The organism is Niabella insulisoli, from assembly GCF_039652435.2.
GTDB classification, from domain to species: Bacteria; Bacteroidota; Bacteroidia; order Chitinophagales; family Chitinophagaceae; genus Niabella; species Niabella insulamsoli.
In genome coordinates, this window is sequence record NZ_CP190246.1 from 218,355 (window position 1) to 237,195 (window position 18,841).

General features: G+C 47.2%; 7 protein-coding genes. 2 read left to right on the forward strand and 5 right to left on the reverse strand.

All coding sequences use genetic code 11. The annotated features are described in order from the left end of the window. Positions 1 to 47: 47 nt before the first annotated feature. From ABDK00_RS00905 to ABDK00_RS00925, 5 genes are read right to left on the reverse strand one after another with little or no spacing between them, the layout of a single operon-like run. On the reverse strand, positions 48 to 881 hold the full coding sequence (locus ABDK00_RS00905) for a phosphatase PAP2 family protein (protein ID WP_346237623.1): 834 nt from the start codon (positions 879 to 881) through the stop codon (positions 48 to 50). A gap of 15 nt (positions 882 to 896) precedes the next feature. Next, entirely contained in the window at positions 897 to 4,508 is a 3,612-nt protein-coding gene (locus ABDK00_RS00910) for a BamA/TamA family outer membrane protein (RefSeq protein WP_346237624.1), read from the reverse strand. Between the two features lie 38 nt (positions 4,509 to 4,546). Further along, positions 4,547 to 5,398 carry an SdiA-regulated family protein gene (locus tag ABDK00_RS00915; RefSeq protein WP_346237625.1) on the reverse strand — a complete coding sequence of 284 codons (852 nt, stop codon included), beginning with the start codon at positions 5,396 to 5,398 and terminating at the stop codon, positions 4,547 to 4,549. Further along, the gene (gene ppk1, locus ABDK00_RS00920; RefSeq protein ID WP_346237626.1) at positions 5,395 to 7,398 is read right to left on the reverse strand and encodes a polyphosphate kinase 1; all 2,004 of its coding nucleotides are present in this window, start codon (positions 7,396 to 7,398) and stop codon (positions 5,395 to 5,397) included. The genes ABDK00_RS00915 and ppk1 overlap by 4 nt, the downstream gene beginning before the upstream one ends. Positions 7,399 to 7,409: 11 nt before the next feature. Next, entirely contained in the window at positions 7,410 to 8,630 is a 1,221-nt protein-coding gene (locus tag ABDK00_RS00925) for a Pycsar system effector family protein (protein ID WP_346237627.1), read from the reverse strand. A gap of 263 nt (positions 8,631 to 8,893) precedes the next feature. Between ABDK00_RS00925 and recA the strand changes: the two genes are divergently transcribed. Beyond that, the gene (gene recA, locus ABDK00_RS00930; protein WP_346237628.1) at positions 8,894 to 9,925 is read left to right on the forward strand and encodes a recombinase RecA; all 1,032 of its coding nucleotides are present in this window, start codon (positions 8,894 to 8,896) and stop codon (positions 9,923 to 9,925) included. Positions 9,926 to 10,116: 191 nt separating this feature from the next. Beyond that, positions 10,117 to 18,789 (forward strand): GH36-type glycosyl hydrolase domain-containing protein, encoded by an 8,673-nt coding sequence (locus ABDK00_RS00935; RefSeq protein WP_346237629.1) that lies wholly within the window; start codon positions 10,117 to 10,119, stop codon positions 18,787 to 18,789. Positions 18,790 to 18,841 lie beyond the last annotated feature (52 nt).

Sequence of the window (18,841 nt, forward strand, 5' to 3'; positions counted from 1 at the left end):
AGCTTTCTTATTGTTTACTTAAAGACGTTTGAAACGTCATTTTACTTTTACGGAACGCGAAGCATCCTCTTTTTTTTGTGGCTGCTTGCGTACACCGCTTTGGTGACAAAATGCCCCAGCGCGGCGCCCATCAATACGTCGCTTGCCCAGTGCCTGTTATGATAAATGCGCGAGGCCGCCGTAACCGAAGCCAGTGAATACACCACCGGCGCAACCCATTTCTTCTCAGGAAATTCGAGCGCAATAGCCGTTGCTACTGTAAAAATCGTATTGGTATGGCCCGAAGGCGATGATGTATATTTACGTTTGCTGAACGGCAATGCATAGTCGAAAGGCGTTTGCGTAGCATCCGGGCGCCGTCGCCGGATCAGTTTTTTGGCGGCCGTATAAACGACTGTTGAAATCACCAATGACTTACCGCCCGCTAATCCTATGTGCTGCATCTTTTCATTTTTCGTCACCAGCCCGCCCGCATAAACCGCCGGAAAGAGGTAAAGCCCGTAGAAGTTTCCAAAAGGTTCAACCGTGTTTGCAATGCTATTCGAAAAATTATTCTGATTGGCTAACGCAACGCTTTTTATTGTTTTGTCCGCCAGCATCAACCCGCCAATGCCGGTCATAATACCGCCAAACTTTACCCAGTCCTTTTTTTGCCAATGCGCCGGGCGGCCAACGGTATATTTCAGGTCTGTCCAATAGCTTTTTAAATATGCAGCATTTAATTTATATCGCAGCGAATCATCAAGCGGGTCGTTATTTTTTTGGGATGGCACCGGCGATGCCTGCGGCAGCGTATCCATTGAGGAGACCTCCTGCGCCGCGGACATTTTTAAGGTGAGCATTAACCAAATTTCCAGTAAAGCAACTATTTTATACAACATAAGCAGCAGTCAAAGTTAGAACCTAAACCCGAAAGTAAAATAAGGATAAACGCCTTCCGCCGAAATGCCGAGCAACCCCTGAAATAAAACCATTCCGGCAGGGGCCAGGTAAATGCCACCGCCGTAACCGTTGTGCCATTTATCAGATAAGTCACTTTTTGTCCAAACTCTGCCCACGTCGAAAAAGCCGGTAATGCCCAGTTGGCCGGGTAATATGTAATTAGCAAGGTCGGCCAGCTTTATCCGCAGCTCCGTGTTGTTATAGGCGATATGCCGCCCGGCAAAGCGGTATTGCCGATACCCTAAAAGGTTTTCATGCCCTCCTAAAAAATTCGCCTGGTAAAAGGTGAAATCTCCCAGGAGCAGGCTTCCTCCAATCCGGTTGGCTAAAACAATAGTTTCTGACGGGTTGAGGTTTTTGTAAAAACTGAAAGCTGCGCCCAGCTGCCCGTAATTTTTTGAAAAACTATTGAGCCCTGACTGCAGTTTTGCTCCAACTTGAAGGTAAGTTCCCCAGGAAGGAATGATCGTGTGATTCCTGTTGTCATTAACCCATGTGGCGCGAATGCCGGAATGAAGTTTGTCTTTGGCAATGATGGAGCTGTCGTAGGTTCCGATAAGCGCGGTATTATTGATGAAGCGGCCCGCATTATCATCCGCATCATAATGATAGTATTCAAACGAAGGGCCGAAGCTGAAAGCGGATTTCTTGTTTCCGCGCCAGCGAAAAGAAAGCCCCAAATCGTAAACGGCAAACCTCGTACGGTAGTATCTTTTATAATTGCCGCTTTTGTCAAAACCTGTTTCATTACCCAGCCCGAAAAAATTCTGCGTGTTGTTGGGCGCTTTGGCGAGTCCCTTCAAAATAATATCAGTATGCCTGAAGGCATGCAGCCACTCGCTTTGATATTTTATGCGGTAGGCTTCGGTCGAAAAAGAGTGCGCTACGGTAAACTCGTGAATGGAAGCAGGGGCTTTCCGGAAGCCCTGCCGCGTAAATTTCATCCCTGCTCCTAAAATCAGCCCGTCGTCCAGATTATATCCGCCGGTAATGAGCGGCTGCCGGAAATGGTAGGGGTTGGCCTGCACATACGCAGTATTGAGGCTGTCGTTGCTGATGTGTTGCTTTAATTTTTGTTGTTGGCCCGTGAAGCCGGAGCCATTTTTTTGATCATACAGCAGGATTGGTCGACGCGCCGCTTCCACGATGTAAAGTTTCTTATCGCTGCCGCCGATAATCCGCAATTTGATCTTTGATTGTTTTGCCTGAACCGTCACTTCGTCTTTGCCGTCATGGAGGTACAACCTGATTTCTCTGGTGATCGCGGGATCGAATCTTTCATTTAAAAGTTCATCCTTCAGCTCCCCGTCTTTATTTATTTTTCGGATATTGATTAGCAATGCGCCCTTTGCGGCGTCGCTGATGGTTACTTTTTCATTTTTATCAGATAAAACCAGGTCTACAATTTTATGGCTGAAACGGTAATAAGACTCCATTGCTTCGGGTAGTTTGTCGCGGCGCTTTTTCATGATGGAAGCGAGTTCTTTACCGCGCAGGTCATAGGCCGATTGGGGCAACTTTGCGAAAGCGCTGTCGATGACAGCGTCGGAAATATTTGTCACAAACTCGCTGGCGAGCGCCGTCCATTGCTGATGGCTGAGGCGCGCGGAAAGATAACCGTTTAAAAAGCCAGATTTCTGAAGCGCATATTTAGGCTTTTCAATAGTTGCCGAAAAGCCCTGAAGCGTGGGCAAAATATAAGGCCGCGACGCTATATTGGGCAAAAGCCCCTCCCGGCGATACAAAGCCTGGTCCCGATCGCGGGGCACTGAGAGGTAATATTTTCCTTTCCCGTCCAGCGAATCATACCAGCGCCATTGGTCTGGATGCCGATCCCAGTCTCCCAAAAGCAGATCAAGCATACGGGCTTTTAAAAAGACTTTGCCATCAACTTTATTATCATTGTCCTCAATCAGTTTTTCAATCATTTTGGGTGAATTGTCAGACGATCCCAATGGCTCGCGCTCCTCGAGTAAAGCAGCTTTTCCCGCAAAAAGAGGTTCAAAATCACCCATAGCCAGGCTGTCGGGCGCTACGACGCCAATCTCCGGATGAGCATGTGGAACTCCCGACGCCCGCGCCAGCGTAGGTACGACCAACGGAGAGAAGGGATGCTGCGCGCTCATATAATCATCTAAGACGTCGCGCGCGAAAGTGCGTCGCAAAGCGGAAGGCAGCAGTGGATCAGGATTTTTTTCCAAGCTCCTGAGCACCCATTCTTTGCCCTGCTGATCTACCAGCCTTAGTGAAATCGTTTGCATGCCGCCGCCTTTTTTTTCTACCGTTAAACCTCCTTTGATCGATGAAAGGCGGAGCACCGGCAACCGCGTGGGTGTGGCAAATTCCCGGCGATAATTTTCACCGAAAATCTTGCGGTGCAGCCGGCCAACACTGTCAAAAGCCGGGCGCAAACTTACAGTGACGCTATCCGCGCCTTGGGGCGGCCAGCTTATTTTGTCAACATACTGTGGTGGTATGCGAAAGGGGATTTGATGAGAAAAAACTTCTTTGACACCGTTTTTATAATATTCCCAAAAGGTGTAACGAACCGACCGGTCGCTTAGCCAGTCGGCGATCACATAGCCCTGAACGGCCTGCCCGAATAAAGAGTGAGGCCCTTTTATGGTGTAATTTTTTTTGGCGCCTCCGCCACTCACGATCTGCGGCAGTGTGCCCTTGTTTTCAATAAACTGCAAGCCATGTTCATGCCCGGCTACCGCCGCGATATTTGATACACTTGCCGATGCGCCCTCCACCTCGCGAATAAGATTTTTATACAATGGATGTTTGAGGTCTTCCGGGTTAGTCAAAACACTGCGCAGCAGCGGGTAGAGCGAGCCGACTACCGGAAGCGGCATATAAAGGTTTTTGTTGACGACCGTCAGCGGAAAAATATGATCCTTCAAAGAGAAGCGGCCGCCGTGGGTGCCATAGCTGGCCAGCGGATGGTGTGAAATAAGCAACACCGTTTGGCCGCGGTATTGATGCAAGAGATCTTTTAAACGGGCGATCATCGCTGCTTCTGTTTTGCAGTCGCAGTCAGCGCTTTCATTTGTTTTGTCGAAGGGAAACAGCCACCATTCGGAATCGTACATAATGGCTACGAGCCCATGCGCGAGCTCGACAGCTTCCGGGCCAGGACAGCCGTCAGCGGGCAGCATTTTCAAAAGGCTGTCATTTTGGGCCTTCAGAAAATGGCCCTGTTCTATAATTTTTTGAAGCCCCTTTTTTCCTGAACGGTCCCAATCATGATTGCCCGGCACAAAAAATACCGGCGCCCCCTGCTCGCGAAATGGTTTGAATTGAGAGCGCAATATAGCTTCCGAATTTTTTCTTTCGCCGCTTTCCGGCAGTGGCATGCCGTGAGGGTAAATATTATCGCCGAGAAAAAAGACCGTTGTTTTTTCTTTTAAAACGTGGCGGGCCGCATTAGGAATTAAGGTTTCCTGGGCCGTGTTCAGTTCGCCGGCATCGCCAATGAAAATAGCGCGGTGAACGATATCCTGTGCCGGCAGTTCGGCCAACAAGCCAAAAAACAATAAAATACCCACGCTAAATTTTCGCATAAACATGCATTTTCCTGAAAAACTCAAAATACAAATGGCTACGGGCGGAATGATATTTTTAATACGTTGCCCGGTTTATCAACATCGCCTTCGTTTGAAATATATAAATTTCGTTTGCTGTCAAACGCAATCCCTTCCGGCTGTCTGTAAATTTTGGGATCCAGGTTATAAGCCTGCGTTGCGTTCCAATCTACATCAGCTATGATCAGCAATTTATTGATCGAAGCGATAATAAACCATTGTTTTGTATGCGGGTCAAATGTGATCGCGGAAGGCCTAATGGTTTCTTTTTTATCAGAAAGCATCGCCTCGATCGGTGCGATTTTTAAACTGAATTCATGATCCAATTGCAAGTTATGGTGTTGCCATTTGAGCGCATATCCTTTCACCAGGGGTTCCTTTTTATCAGCCTTACAGGTTTTGCAAAGGATGTATACCAATTGGTTTTCACTATTGGCAAATAAACTTTCATATTCCCCTTTTGGAATCATCTTTTTCCATTCCCGGGTGGAGGTAAGCTCTTCGCTGCTCCTGTCCGCTAAAGGAAATGAATAAACCGATCCGTTACTTTTTAAAACAAAAACCATTTGTTCCATAATACTTATATCTTCAAAATCGCCGCCTTTAGAAAATTTGACTTGTTGCTCCATCGGATTTCCGGGCACTCCATAAAACATGCGGCCCTGCTCGTCCTGAATTGCAAACAGGCTGTCGTTGTTGGCAAAGCTGATGCCCGATATTTCTAAAAGCGGATCTTCCATTTCGAACTTCTCGGGTTCGTTGAGGTTGTAGCCCTGGGGAAACTCATACTGTTTTTCAGGAACCTGGTTGCAAGCTGCAAATGAAAGCAGCAATAACAGTTGCATGATGATAAAGGGCTTGAGTGTCATAGCGATTTTATAAAGTGATAGATAGATTCCTGCGATCGAACCGGCGCTTCGTGTTCCGCCAGGGCAGGAGGATTGGTTAAAGATTCGTTGATCCAAACCGCCTGCGTATTATCCTGCCATTGCAAATCAAAAATATGTCGGATCTGGTCTCTGATTTCTTTATCCCGGATGGGGAAACAAACCTCGATTCTGCGATAAATATTCCGGTTCATCCAGTCGGCGCTGCCCATATAAACTTCATGGTTATCGTTGTTGTGAAATAGGAATAAGCGGCCATGTTCAAGATAGCGATCAACGATTCGTTTGACCCGAATGTTTTCGCTTTGACCTTCGATCTGCGGGTTAAGGCAACAAATGCTGCGAACAATCAGCCTTACGGAAACGCCAGCCCGGGAGGCTTCATAAAGTTTGTCGATGAGTTTTCTTTCTTCGAGATTATTCAGTTTAATGCTAATGCCTGCCGCTTGTCCTTGTTGGGCATGTTCAATTTCTCTGTCAATCAACCTGAAGAAATCTTGTTGCAGATTGAATTGTGCGACCAATAAATGATTGAAGTTGCCACCGGTTTGGCCTGGCGCCAGCTTTCCGTTCATCAGGTGAAGAAAGAGTATTTCCAGCTCTGTAAGTATTTCCGGGTTGGTGGTGAAGAGTATGTGATCGGTATAAAACCGCGCTGTCGATTCATTAAAATTTCCGGTGGATAAAAGCCCGTAATATTGCAGCCGCGCCTGTTTTCTTTTCTTCACCAGGGCAATCTTTGCATGCACTTTCAGGCCGGGAATGCTGTAAATAATTTTAATGCCGGCCTGTTTCATTTTTTTTGACCAAAAGATATTATTGGCCTCGTCAAAGCGCGCTTTCAGCTCAACAAAAACGGTCACTTTTTTACCGTTGTTCGCCGCGCTGATCAATGCGTTCGCAATTCTCGAATCGCCGGCGATCCTATAAAAAGTCAGGTAGATTTCTTCAACATCAGCCTCGGTGGCGGCCTCATTAAAAAAACGCAACACTTCTTCATACCGTTGATAAGGAGTATGCAGCATCAAATCTTTTTGCTCCATACTTTTCAGCAAGCTGTCAGGAATGGGTAAAGACATGACCGCGCCAGGCCAGGCCGGGTATCGCTCGCTGAAACTACGCGGAGCAAAAGCAGCGAGGTCGCGCAAGTTGTGATAACGCCCTCCGGCTACCCATGATGCTTTGAAAAGATTAAATGCTTTTTTTATCGCTTCCAAATCTTCGGCCGCCAATGACGGGTCGTACAGGCAGCGGGTAGCGAATCCAAAATCTCTTTTTGCAATCTCTTTTTCAATTTTTTCGGCCAGGTTCCCTTTGTATTCATCTTTAATGTCTAACTCAGCATCCCGCGTGATTTTAAAACTATAGGCGCCTTCAATGGCAGTATCCGGAAAAAGAAAGCCCAGGTTATGTCGAATGATGTCGTCAATAAATAACACATATTCGACGCCATCGGCAGTCATGTAAAAGAAACGCCCGCATGGCGCAGCAGGTATATTGATGATATAATGTTTTTTTTCTGCGCCACTCCCAATTACAGCTAAAAAATAAAGCGTGTTGTTTTCAGGAAAAAAGTCGCTGTTTTTTTCTAGAGGTAAAATGTGGAGATAAGCCAACAACGTTGTAAAAAAATAATCGTGTGCCGCGTTTGCCGCAGCATCCGGCATGTCCTTATTATATACAAAGCAGACCTGGTGCTGTTGCAGGTCGGGGATGATGTTATCATTTATGATTTTTCCAAAATCATTGAGTTGCCGGCTGATGCGCTCGTTGGCCTGCTGCAATACGCTTTCCTGTTCATCGATTTTTTCCAAAGCCATGAGCGCCGGTATGCGAACGCGGTAGAACTCATCCAGATTGGAAGAGTAAATGGATAAGAAGTTAATACGCTCAAGTAAAGGCACCCGTTGGCGGGCAGCTTCCTGCAACACCCTGCCATTAAAAGAAAGCCAGCTAATATCGCGATTAAGATAGGTAGCCAAAACAAAATTATTTAGTTAAACAGCGTTGCGATTACAAAAGCGAGCACCGATATGATAAGGCCAAACATAAAAATATTGTAAGAGATACGCAGCAGTTTATATTTGCGCCCCAATACCACGCCCTGCGAAAACACATCCTTGATCAAAGTGCCATAAAGAAAGTCGCGATCTTCCATAACCTGCCGCATTCCCGCGGTGTACTGCTCCAGGTCCATGCGGTAAAAGTTGCCGAAGAACAGCAGGTTCACTTTTTTATCATCAATATCTTTTTGATCAAATTCTCCTTTGGGTAAATTAGGGCGGGTGGCGAGGATCGAGAACACGATCGTGACCACGCTCACCACCAAAATAATATAAGTAGGAATGATCAGGTTTTCATTATCATCGAGCTTGCGCAGCAATAAGCTTAAAATTGCCGAAATAATGATGGAATTGACGGTGATCATTATTTGCGCTTTATTGTCGGCCATGTCGCTCAGCCGCTGGTTGTTGCCCGACGTAATGCGGAACATCGTTTCGATTCCCCGGTCGGGCCGTTTTGCTTTTTCACTGGCGGCTTTCTTTGCGCCTGCCATTTTGGGTTTCGTTGGCGCTTCGGCTTTCCAATTTTCCGCTTTTTCAATCGCCGCGGGGTCCTGCTCTCCTTCGTCTCTTTTCAACAGCGCCTCAAGGTTCTCCCTTTTCTTGTTATCGAGCAGCGCGCGACAGTAATCGGTGAAGTAGCTGTGATTTTTTAAAAGCGAAATCGTGTTTTTACGCCAATCGGCTTTGTTCACTTTCATTTGCTTTTTGCCTTCTACCTCCAATCGCATCAACTTATTGTTTGCCCTGAAAGCATCGGTGCCAAAATGGAAAAGATCTGCATCGCAAACGATTTCCTCCAGTCGGCCGGTGGGCTTTTGCGGCATTTTAGTGGCGAGTATGCATTGCACCACTTGTTCGATCGTGTCCTGGTCTATGCCTTTACTATCCAGGAAATCCCGGGCAAGTTCAGCGCTCTTTTGTTCGTGATTCGCATAATCCAAAAAATAGCCCGCATCATGAAACCAGGCTGCAGTAGTGACAATAAAATAGTCTTTTTCATGCAACTGATAATGATTGGCGATTTGAATAGCGGCTAAAACCACGCCTTCCGTGTGCTTAAAATTGTGGTAAACGAGCGGTTCTTCCTGGGCATGGAAATAAGCTTCCACATGCTTTTTCACCTGGTCCGATAAGTCGAAATAATTCATAGTAGATACATTAAATCAAACTTACATCAATTTTATCAGTTGGGCGTTCGGTTATTCGTCGCTGGGCGGAGAATAGAGCCATCAATAAAGGCGCATGTTTATCACCAGAAACGAGCCAAGCCGGCCCGAAAACGAAAACAAAAGCCGTCTAAAATATTTATGAAAAAATCCAAAAATATTAGTATTGTTTGTGCTAAATATATTAGCTTTGCTTGTTAATAAATATTTTAGAAAGGATATAGCTAAATTGTATTTTTGATTTTATGGCAAAGGCAGATAAATTACCCGAAGTAGACATCAGCAGTGAAAAGTTTAAGGCGCTTAAACTTACCATGGAAAAAATTGATAAAGATTATGGTAAGGGCAGTGTGATGATGATGAACGAAAAAGCCGTTGAAACGCATGCGGTGGTTTCTACGGGTTCAATAGGTTTAGATACCGCTTTAGGTATTGGTGGGCTACCGCGTGGCCGTGTTATTGAGATTTACGGGCCCGAATCTTCCGGTAAAACCACCATCGCGACCCATGTGATCGCGCAGGCGCAAAAAAAAGGAGGCATGTGTGCCATTATTGATGCGGAACATGCCTTTGATAGCGTTTATGCAAGAAAGCTTGGTGTAAACGTCGATAATTTACTCATTAGCCAGCCCGACTACGGCGAGCAGGCTTTGGAAATCGCTGACCGGCTGATTCTTTCTGGGGCGCTGGATGTTGTGGTGATCGATTCGGTAGCCGCGTTGGTGCCCAAGAGCGAACTTGAAGGAGAAATGGGCGATAGCAAAATGGGCTTGCACGCCCGGTTAATGAGCCAGGCGCTGCGAAAGTTGACCGCTACCATTTCGAAAACCAATACCATTTGCATTTTTATCAATCAGTTGAGGGAAAAGATAGGAGTGATGTTTGGTAATCCGGAAACGACTACGGGCGGAAATGCGTTAAAATTTTACGCATCTGTTCGGCTCGATATCAGGCGCCAGGCGCAAATCAAAGACGGCGACGAAGCTATTGGTAACCGCGTAAAAGTAAAAGTGGTAAAAAATAAGGTGGCGCCGCCTTTCCGCTCTGCTGAATTCGATATCATTTTCGGAGAGGGCGTTTCCAAAACAGGTGAAATAATCGACATGGGCGTTGATTTGAATATTATTCAAAAAAGCGGATCATGGTATAGCTACAATAGCGACAAATTGGGGCAGGGGCGCGATGCGGTGAAGAATCTTCTCAATGATAATCCCGAGTTAAGTGCGGAGATTGAAGGAAAGATCAGGGAAAAGATTCAGGAGCTGCAAAATGCGTAGCCAGGATATTTTTTGAATGGGTTAAAGAAATGGCCGCCTTGCAAAGGGCGGCTATTTTATTGATTGTTAGTTAATCTGAAAAATATCGGCTTGAAAATTGCAATTATCAATACCTTGAAATGTGCAGCGTGCTTTAACCACCGCACGAAACCCGTCAAATTATACAGAAACAGTATTAAAATAATAACCGGATGAAAATTGTATCGCCTGTCGATGATTTTGTAACGAAGCTGAGGGAATATTTTACTTCCGACTCTAACTATCCTTTTAAAAATGAGGACCCTTTTCGCCTGGATTTGCTGAGCAATGCGCAAATGAAAGCGCATGGGGAACGCGTAGCAGCGCAACATGAGGTATTAAAAACCAAACAACCGGATAAGGTGTTAAAACGCCTCAATGAAAACGAGGAAGTGATTGTCCGGGTGCAACAAATGCTTTCCGAGTCGATCAAAGAAAAGCAGGCCATTGCGCCGGCGAGCGAATGGTTTCTCGATAATTTTTATCTTATTAAAGAACAGATAGATATTGCGCGAAAGCACCTTCCCAAAGGTTATAGCCAGACGCTGCCCATTTTGGCCAAAGGAAAATCTGCCGGCATGCCGCGCGTCTACGATATCGCGTTAGAAATCATTTCTCATAGCGACGGGCGGATAGATGTTGCCAATCTAACGTCTTTTATAGAAGGGTATCAGACAAAAAACATGCTGAAAATTGGTGAACTGTGGGCGATTCCGATCATGCTCCGTTTTGCCATTATTGAAAATATCAGGCGGATTGTTTCGCGGGTGGCGATCGACCGGTTAGATAAAAATGAAGCCATTTACTGGGCCGACGAGTTTATACGGGTTGCTCAAAAAAATCCGAAAGATGTGATCATTGCCACCGCCGAAATGGCGAAGGGCGATATTTCACTCAATAGCGCCTTCGTGGCTGAATTCACACGACGCATGCAGGGCAAAGGCCAGGGCCTGGCGATGCCTTTGTCATGGATAGAACAACAGCTTGCTGACACCGGGCATTCTGTGGCTGAACTGGTTAACATGCATAACCAAAGCCAGGCGGCCGATCAGGTGTCCATGCGAAACAGCATTGAAAGTATACGCCTTTTGAAAACAACTGAATGGAAGAAATTTGTTGAAAACGTAAGCGTAGTTGAAAAAGTGCTGCGTGAAGATATAACCGGCACTTACCCGCTGATGGACTTCGATACGAGGGACTGTTACCGCCATGTCGTGGAATGGATGGGCAAACTTTCAGGAATGGAGGAGCATGAAATTGCGATGCGGGCTGTGGCTTTGACAAAAGAAGAAAAAGCATCCAATGCACCGGAACGCCAATGGCATGTCGGCTATTTTCTCATTGACAGGGGAAAAGACAGGTTGATGAAAGAGGTAGACGCCTCGTTGCGGTTTAAAGATCGCTTGAGAAAGGTGTTCAAGAAAAACCGGTTTATGGTGTATGCCGGATCCACTTTTCTTTTCGCTTTTATTTCCGGGTTTCTGCTGGCGCGATACGTCATTGCAACTACCGGAACATGGTGGTTAGCGGTCCTGACCGGCCTTTTGGCATTTATTATTTTGGGCCACTTTGCAACGATTGTCATCAATTGGATCGCTACCCTGATTGTAAGGCCTAAATCGTTGCCCAAACTTGATTTCTCGAAGGCAGTACCCGATGTCTACCGGACCATGATCGCCGTTCCCTGCCTACTCACGAGCAAAGCCGGCATTGAAGAGTTGGTGAGCGATCTGGAAGTGCGATATCTTTCTAACCCGGGTGACAACCTGTTCTACTGTCTGTTAAGCGATTTTGCGGATGCGCCGCAGGAACATATGCCTCAGGATGAGGCCTTATTAGCGTTGGTAAAAGAGGAAATTGAACAGCTTAATATTAAGTATAGCCAACGCGGCGGCGGCGATAAGTTTTTCTTACTGCACAGGCCCCGCAAATGGAATAAGAAGGAAAAAGTATGGATGAGCTACGAACGGAAAAGAGGTAAGCTCGGCGAATTGAACAGCCTGCTTAGGAACACCGGGCATGACGATTTTTCGCTCATCGTTGGCGACACCACCACACTGACAAATATTAAATATGTCATTACACTGGATGCCGACACGATTTTGCCGCGCGAATCCGCCTGGAAAATGATCGCCGCCATGGCGCATCCCCTCAACAAGCCGGTAATCCATCCGGCCAAAAACAGGGTCGTGGCAGGGTATGGCATCCTGCAACCGCGCACGGCGATTAATTTACCAGGAAAAGACAGTTCCGCCTATGCGCGCATGCATAGCAACGACTCAGGGTTGGACCCCTATACGCAGCTCGTATCAGATGTTTATCAGGATTTATTTGAAGAAGGATCTTTCATTGGTAAAGGGATCTATGATATTGATGTCTTTGAGAAAGTGCTGGGGAAAGCCTTTCCGGAAAACCGGATCCTGAGCCACGATTTACTGGAAGGATCCTATGTAAGGTCGGGGCTGCTTACCGACGTTCAACTATTTGAAGACTATCCGGAAACTTATTGGACCGATGTTAGCCGTCGCCACCGCTGGATCCGGGGCGACTGGCAAATTGCAACCTGGGGCCTTCCCTTCGCGCCCGATGCCAAAAATAAGCTTCGGCGAAATGATATTTCCAATCTTTCAAAATGGAAAATATGGGACAACATCAAGCGCAGCCTGGTCTCGCCCGCTATGCTTGTATTATTGATCTTGGTATGGCTCTTCATGCCCAACCCGCTGCAATGGATTATAGGCTTTTTAATTTTCTGGTTTTTTATGCCGGTGATGTCAGCTGTTTTGCAACTCATTCGACGGCCAAAAGAGCTTAGTACAACGGCCCATATTTCTGATGTGTTGGATGGCTTAAAAAAGAATATGGCGCAATTGTTTTACAATATCGCAGTGCTGCCGTTTGAGGCGTTTAAAAACGCCGATGCCATATTCCTCGCTAACTGGCGATTATTAATTTCGAGAAAGCGTTTATTGCAATGGACGCCCTACGCCGCACAAAAAGGAAGCGCCCAAAAGAGTGTGGCCGCTGCCTATAGCTACATGTGGCTGTCAACTTTATCAGTAATCGCCCTGGGCATTTGTATCGTGATGTTTCAGCCGTCGGCATTGGGCACCGCTTTGCCCTTTTTGGTTTTATGGCTGGCGGCGCCGATAATCGCCTGGGGTGTCAGTAGAAAAAGAACCGGCGGCCAGTTTAGCTTATCGTCTTCCGAGGCCGTTTTTCTACAGGTGGCTAATAGAAAAATCTGGGCCTTTTTTGAAGATTTTGTTACGGCTGAAGATCATTTCCTGCCACCCGATAATTACCAGGAGAAGCCCGTGGAAGCGACGGCCCATCGTACGTCGCCTACCAATATCGGGTTATCCTGCCTGGTCAATTTATCTGCTTTTGATTTTGGGTACATATCGCTTTGCCGCCTTGTAGAGCGCACGCAAAATACGTTTCGATCATTGAGCGATATGGAAAGATATCGCGGCCATTTTTACAACTGGTATGAAACCACGACGCTGCAGCCGTTGTATCCTAAATACATTTCGGCCGTCGACAGCGGCAATTTTGTAGCCAACATGATCGTACTGCGCCAGGGGCTGCTTGAACTTCCGCATCAACCCGTTTTCAATAGCAGATTTTACGAAGGCCTATTACATACCTGGCAAACGCTGGAAAGCTTAGGCGATCAAAAAAATACTTTAGCCGACCTACAAAGTAGCCTAAGCCATCCACCGCAGCCAACAGCCAACCTGTTGGAGCATAAAAAGCAACTTGAGTCGCTACGGCAAAAGCTTATTGCTGTAAAGCAGGCCGGGTCTGTAGGGGATAATGCGGACGCTTTATACTGGCTTGAAAAAATGGAGCGCCAGCTCGAAGATGCTTTTTCTTCTTTTTCTATTTTAACGCCCTGGGTGGATTTGTTGCCGGTACCTCCTTCTTACGATGCTTTGAAATCATTAGAAGAAGTTCCGGTGTTGCAAGAGATACATCCCATGATCACGGGATTGCTGCCGATAATCGACAATCTAATTTCCGGCGAAGCCGACCCTTTACAAAAATCCTGGCTCGAGCGTTTAAAGACGGTTCTGAAAGATGCAAATGCACAGGCTTTGGAAAAGTTGAGTAAGATTGAAAAGCTGGCCAATGAATGCAGCGGCTTCGCAGATGTGGCCTATGACTTTCTTTACGATGCATCCAAACATCTTTTCCATATTGGTTATAATGTTAGCGAAGACATTAAAGACAAAAGCTATTACGATATTTTGGCTTCTGAAGCGAGGCTCGGTATTTATACGGCGATTGCGCAGGGAAAAGTGCCGCAGGACAGTTGGTTTGCGTTGGGACGGCTAATAACCAATGAAGGCACCGCGCCGGTTTTATTGTCGTGGAGCGGGTCTATGTTCGAATACCTGATGCCTGATCTGGTCATGCCTTCTTATGAAAATACATTGTTGGAAAAAACAGCGCAGGGCGTCATTCAAAATCAGATCGATTATGCAAGGAGAAAAAATATACCCTGGGGAATTTCTGAATCGGGATACAATCTGGTTGATGCGCAACTTAATTATCAGTATCAGGCCTTCGGCGTTCCGGGCCTCGGCCTGAAACGCGGCCTGGGACAGGATTTGGTGATAGCGCCCTATGCCACCGCGCTGGGGCTGATGGTAGATCCCGGAGCATCGATCAACAATTTACAGAAACAGGCGGCTTTAGGGTTTGAAGGAAAATACGGTTTTTACGAAGCTATCGATTATACGCAGTCGCGTATGCCGCGGGGAAAGTCCTTTGAAGTAATCCGGTCCTTCATGGCCCACCACCAGGGGATGAGCTTTTTGTCGATAGCCCGGTTATTGCTGGGGGAGAAAATGCAGCACCGGTTTGAACGTGATCCGCAGCTGCAATCGGCGCTGCTCCTGCTTAAAGAACGTTCTCCCAAAGCCACTAATTATTACACGCAGGATGATAATGCCGCCAGCAAAGTAGTGACCAGCCATGAGTCGCATATTAGAATTATAAATACACCACACACGCCGGTGCCGGAGGTGCAGCTGCTTTCCAATGGCCGTTACCATGTAGCGATTACAAACGGCGGCGGCAGTTACAGTAAGTGGAAACATTTGGCGGTAACGCGCTGGCGTGAAGATGTGACGCAGGATAATTGGGGGACCTTCTGTTATATAAAAGACCTTTCAACCGGTGATTTGGTTTCGAATACCTACCAGCCCACGCAGAAAAAATTCAATGTTGATGAAACGATTTTTTCGCAGGGACATGTAGAATTCAGAAGGGTGAATAATGACTTTGAAATTAAAACAGATATTGTTGTTTCGCCTGAAGATGATATTTCGATCCGGAAAATAAAAGTAACCAATAAAAGCAGTGTGCTTAAAGAGTTGGAAGTAACCGGCTACACCGAAGTGGTGATTGCGCCGCAAGCCGCCGACGAGGCGCATCCCGCTTTCAGCAATCTTTTCGTTCAGACCAAAATCAGTGAAAAAGATAAAGCAATTGTATGTACCCGCAGGGCCCGTTCGCGCGATGAGCAACCGCCGTGGATGTTTTTTATGATGCAGCTCAGCGGTGTGCCGCAGGAGGTAGTTTCCTTCGAAAGCGACCGCATGCGCTTTATTGGCCGAACCCAGTCCTTACAGGCTCCGGCAGGCGCCGCCATCGAAGGCCCATTGTCTGGCACTGATGGTTCTGTGTTGGATCCTGTAGCGGCCATAAAATATAAGATCACCTTAAAGCCGCGACAGACAGCCACTTTCGAAGTGATTGTGGGGATGAGCGAAAACAAAGAAACCTGTGGGCATCTCATTGAGAAGTATCACGACAGCCATTTGAAGAATCGAGCTTTCGAGCTTTCCTGGACGCATAGCCAGGTACTGCTGAGGCAAATAAACGCCAGTGAAAGTGAAGCGCAATTATTCAACGCTATGGCCGGCCATATCCTGTATGCCAACGCCACTCACCGCGCGGACGCCAATATTATTGCAAGTAACAGAAAAGGCCAATCCGGGCTATGGGGCTATTCCATATCCGGTGATCTTCCGATTGTGTTGGTGCGGGTGCAGGATAGTGAAGACACCACCCTGGTGCGGCAGCTGATCAAAGCGCATTCTTATTGGCGCATGAAAGGACTGGCGGTGGATTTGATTATCTGGAATGATGATTTTGGCACCTACCGTCAATTGCTTCACGATCAGATCATGGGATTTGTAACCGCGATCAGCGGCGCTATCGTCGATCAACCCGGCGGTATCTTCGTAAAGCAGGGTGACCAGCTTTCTACTGAAGACCGCGTACTGTTTCAAACAGTCGCAAGGTTGATATTTTTCGATCATGCCGGATCGCTGCAAGAACAAATGACCCGGCAGAAGGCTCCCAAACAATTGCCGCCTGTTTTAAAGGTTACGGGGCGCAATACTTTTGAAACCGGCGTAGTGTCCGGTTTGCCCGATAACCTCGTGTTTAATAACGGCACCGGCGGTTTCACGCCGGATGGAAAAGAATATTTTATTTTAACCACCAACGAAAATAAATCGCCTGCGCCCTGGGTCAATATCATCGCCAACAGCGAGTTTGGAACAATGGTTTCGGAAAGCGGTCCCGGATACAGCTGGGCCGAGAATGCGCATGCCTATCGGCTTTCGCCCTGGAAGAATGATCCGGTATCAGACAAAACGGGCGAAGCTTTCTATATAAGAGATGATATCAGCGGCCGGTACTGGTCGCCGTCGCCTCTGCCGCGCAGCAGTGGTAAGCCTTATATTACAAGAAACGGTTTTGGCTACACGGTGTATGAACATATCGCCTATGGCATTAAATCCGAAATGTGGGTTTTTGTTGATGTGGACGACGCGATCAAGTTTACGCTGGTGCGGATCAAGAATATAACAGAAAAGCCGAGAAAGCTATCCGTAACAGGATATGTCGAATGGGTGTTGGGCGACACGGCGACAAATACCCGTATGCATGTTGTAACGGAAAAAGATCTTGAAACCGGTACCCTGTTTGCCCGGAATCATTATAATAGTATTTTTTCGGAGCGTGTTTCTTTTCTCGAAGCTGAAGGCGCTGTAAAATCCTACACCTGCGACCGTACGGAATTCCTGGGACGGAATGGCTCACTGGCGGCGCCGGCGGGTATGACGAGGGAACGGCTTTCGAACAGGTATGGTGCTGCGTTAGATCCCTGCACCGCCATCCAGATTGGCGTAGAGCTGATGCCCGATGAAGAAAAAGAAGTCATTTTTCGTTTGGGCAGCGCCCGCAACGAACACGATGCCCGCGAGCTGATTAAGAAATTCAGAAATGAACAAACCGTTCATGAAGCGCAATCCAAAGTGCACGATCAATGGAACCACATTTTAGGAAATGTATATGTCAATACGCCTGATCATGCGTTCAATGTATTAGCCAACGGTTGGCTGGTTTATCAGGCGCTGGCCTGCCGCGTTTGGGGAAGAAGCGGCTTTTACCAATCCGGAGGCGCTTTTGGATTCAGGGATCAGCTACAGGATGTGTTGGCGCTGATGCACACAAGGCCGGACATTACCAGAGCCCAGATTTTGCTGGCGGCGTCGCGGCAGTTTAAAGAAGGCGATGTGCAGCACTGGTGGCATCCACCTACGGGCCGCGGCGTACGCACCACCTGCTCAGATGATTATTTGTGGCTGCCTTTTGTGACGGCGAGGTATCTTGAAACCACAGGAGACACAGGCGTGCTCGAAGAATACGTTTCGTTTATTCAGGGGAGGCCGTTGCGGCCCGATGAGGAAAGCTACTATGATCTTCCGGTGTTCTTAAACGAATGGGAAACCGTTTATAACCACTGCAAACGGGCCATTAATTTCGGATTGAAATTTGGGCACCATGGCCTTCCGTTGATCGGCTCGGGCGACTGGAATGATGGCATGGACAAAGTAGGCGAACATGGCAAAGGCGAAAGTGTGTGGCTGGGATTTTTTCTGTATGATGTGCTGATCAAATTTGCATCCATCGCCGAACAGCAAAAGGACGAAGCGTTTCACCAAAAATGTATCAGCGAAGCCGAACGGTTAAAGAGTAATATCAACGAAAATGCGTGGGATGGCGAATGGTATCGCCGCGCCTACTTCGACGATGGAACACCGCTGGGTTCTTCGCAAAACGAAGAATGCCGCATCGATTCTATATCTCAGAGCTGGTCGGTGATATCAGGTGCGGGCGCTCCGGGCCGCACGGAAAAAGCCATGGCTTCTCTCAATGAGCATTTGATCGATCGCGAAAATGGTATTATAAAATTATTGACACCTGCGTTTGATAAGTCTGATCTGTACCCGGGTTATATCAAAGGGTATGTGCCAGGCGTAAGGGAAAATGGCGGCCAATACACGCACGCGGCAATCTGGACGATGATGGCTTTTGCGATGATAAAAGATAAAGAGCGGGTATGGGAATTGTTTTCGATGGTTAACCCCGTCAATCACGCTGTGACGAAAGACGAGACGCAAAAGTACAAGGTAGAACCCTACGTGATGGCGGCGGATGTTTACGGCGTAGCACCGCATGAAGGCCGCGGGGGGTGGACCTGGTACACGGGATCTGCCGGCTGGACCTATCAGCTGGCGCTGGAGCATATTCTGGGCCTGAAAAGGAAAGGAGACGAATTGCATATTGATCCCTGCATACCCGATGACTGGCCGGGATTTGAGGTGAATTACAAGTTTGGCAATACACTTTATCAGCTTCATGTTCGGAATGAAAAACGCGATGGCAGTAAAAGCATTGTGATCGACGAAAATGCAACGGCTGACGATTTTATCAGGCTGGCCGACGACGGACAGGTGCATCGCGTTACGGTGTTATTGTAAAATGCACCCGCTAATTTTTAAAAGAACATCCTTCAAAGGTGTTCTTTTTTTT

Bases quoted from the DNA above. Each gene is read 5' to 3' on its own strand.
- recA (WP_346237628.1), top strand. From the start codon at position 8,894: ATGGCAAAGGCAGATAAATTACCCGAAGTAGACATCAGCAGTGAAAAG.
- ABDK00_RS00925 (WP_346237627.1), bottom strand. From the start codon at position 8,630: ATGAATTATTTCGACTTATCGGACCAGGTGAAAAAGCATGTGGAAGCT.
- ABDK00_RS00905 (WP_346237623.1), bottom strand. From the start codon at position 881: ATGTTGTATAAAATAGTTGCTTTACTGGAAATTTGGTTAATGCTCACC.
- ABDK00_RS00935 (WP_346237629.1), top strand. From the start codon at position 10,117: ATGAAAATTGTATCGCCTGTCGATGATTTTGTAACGAAGCTGAGGGAA.
- ABDK00_RS00915 (WP_346237625.1), bottom strand. From the start codon at position 5,398: ATGACACTCAAGCCCTTTATCATCATGCAACTGTTATTGCTGCTTTCA.
- ABDK00_RS00910 (WP_346237624.1), bottom strand. From the start codon at position 4,508: ATGCGAAAATTTAGCGTGGGTATTTTATTGTTTTTTGGCTTGTTGGCC.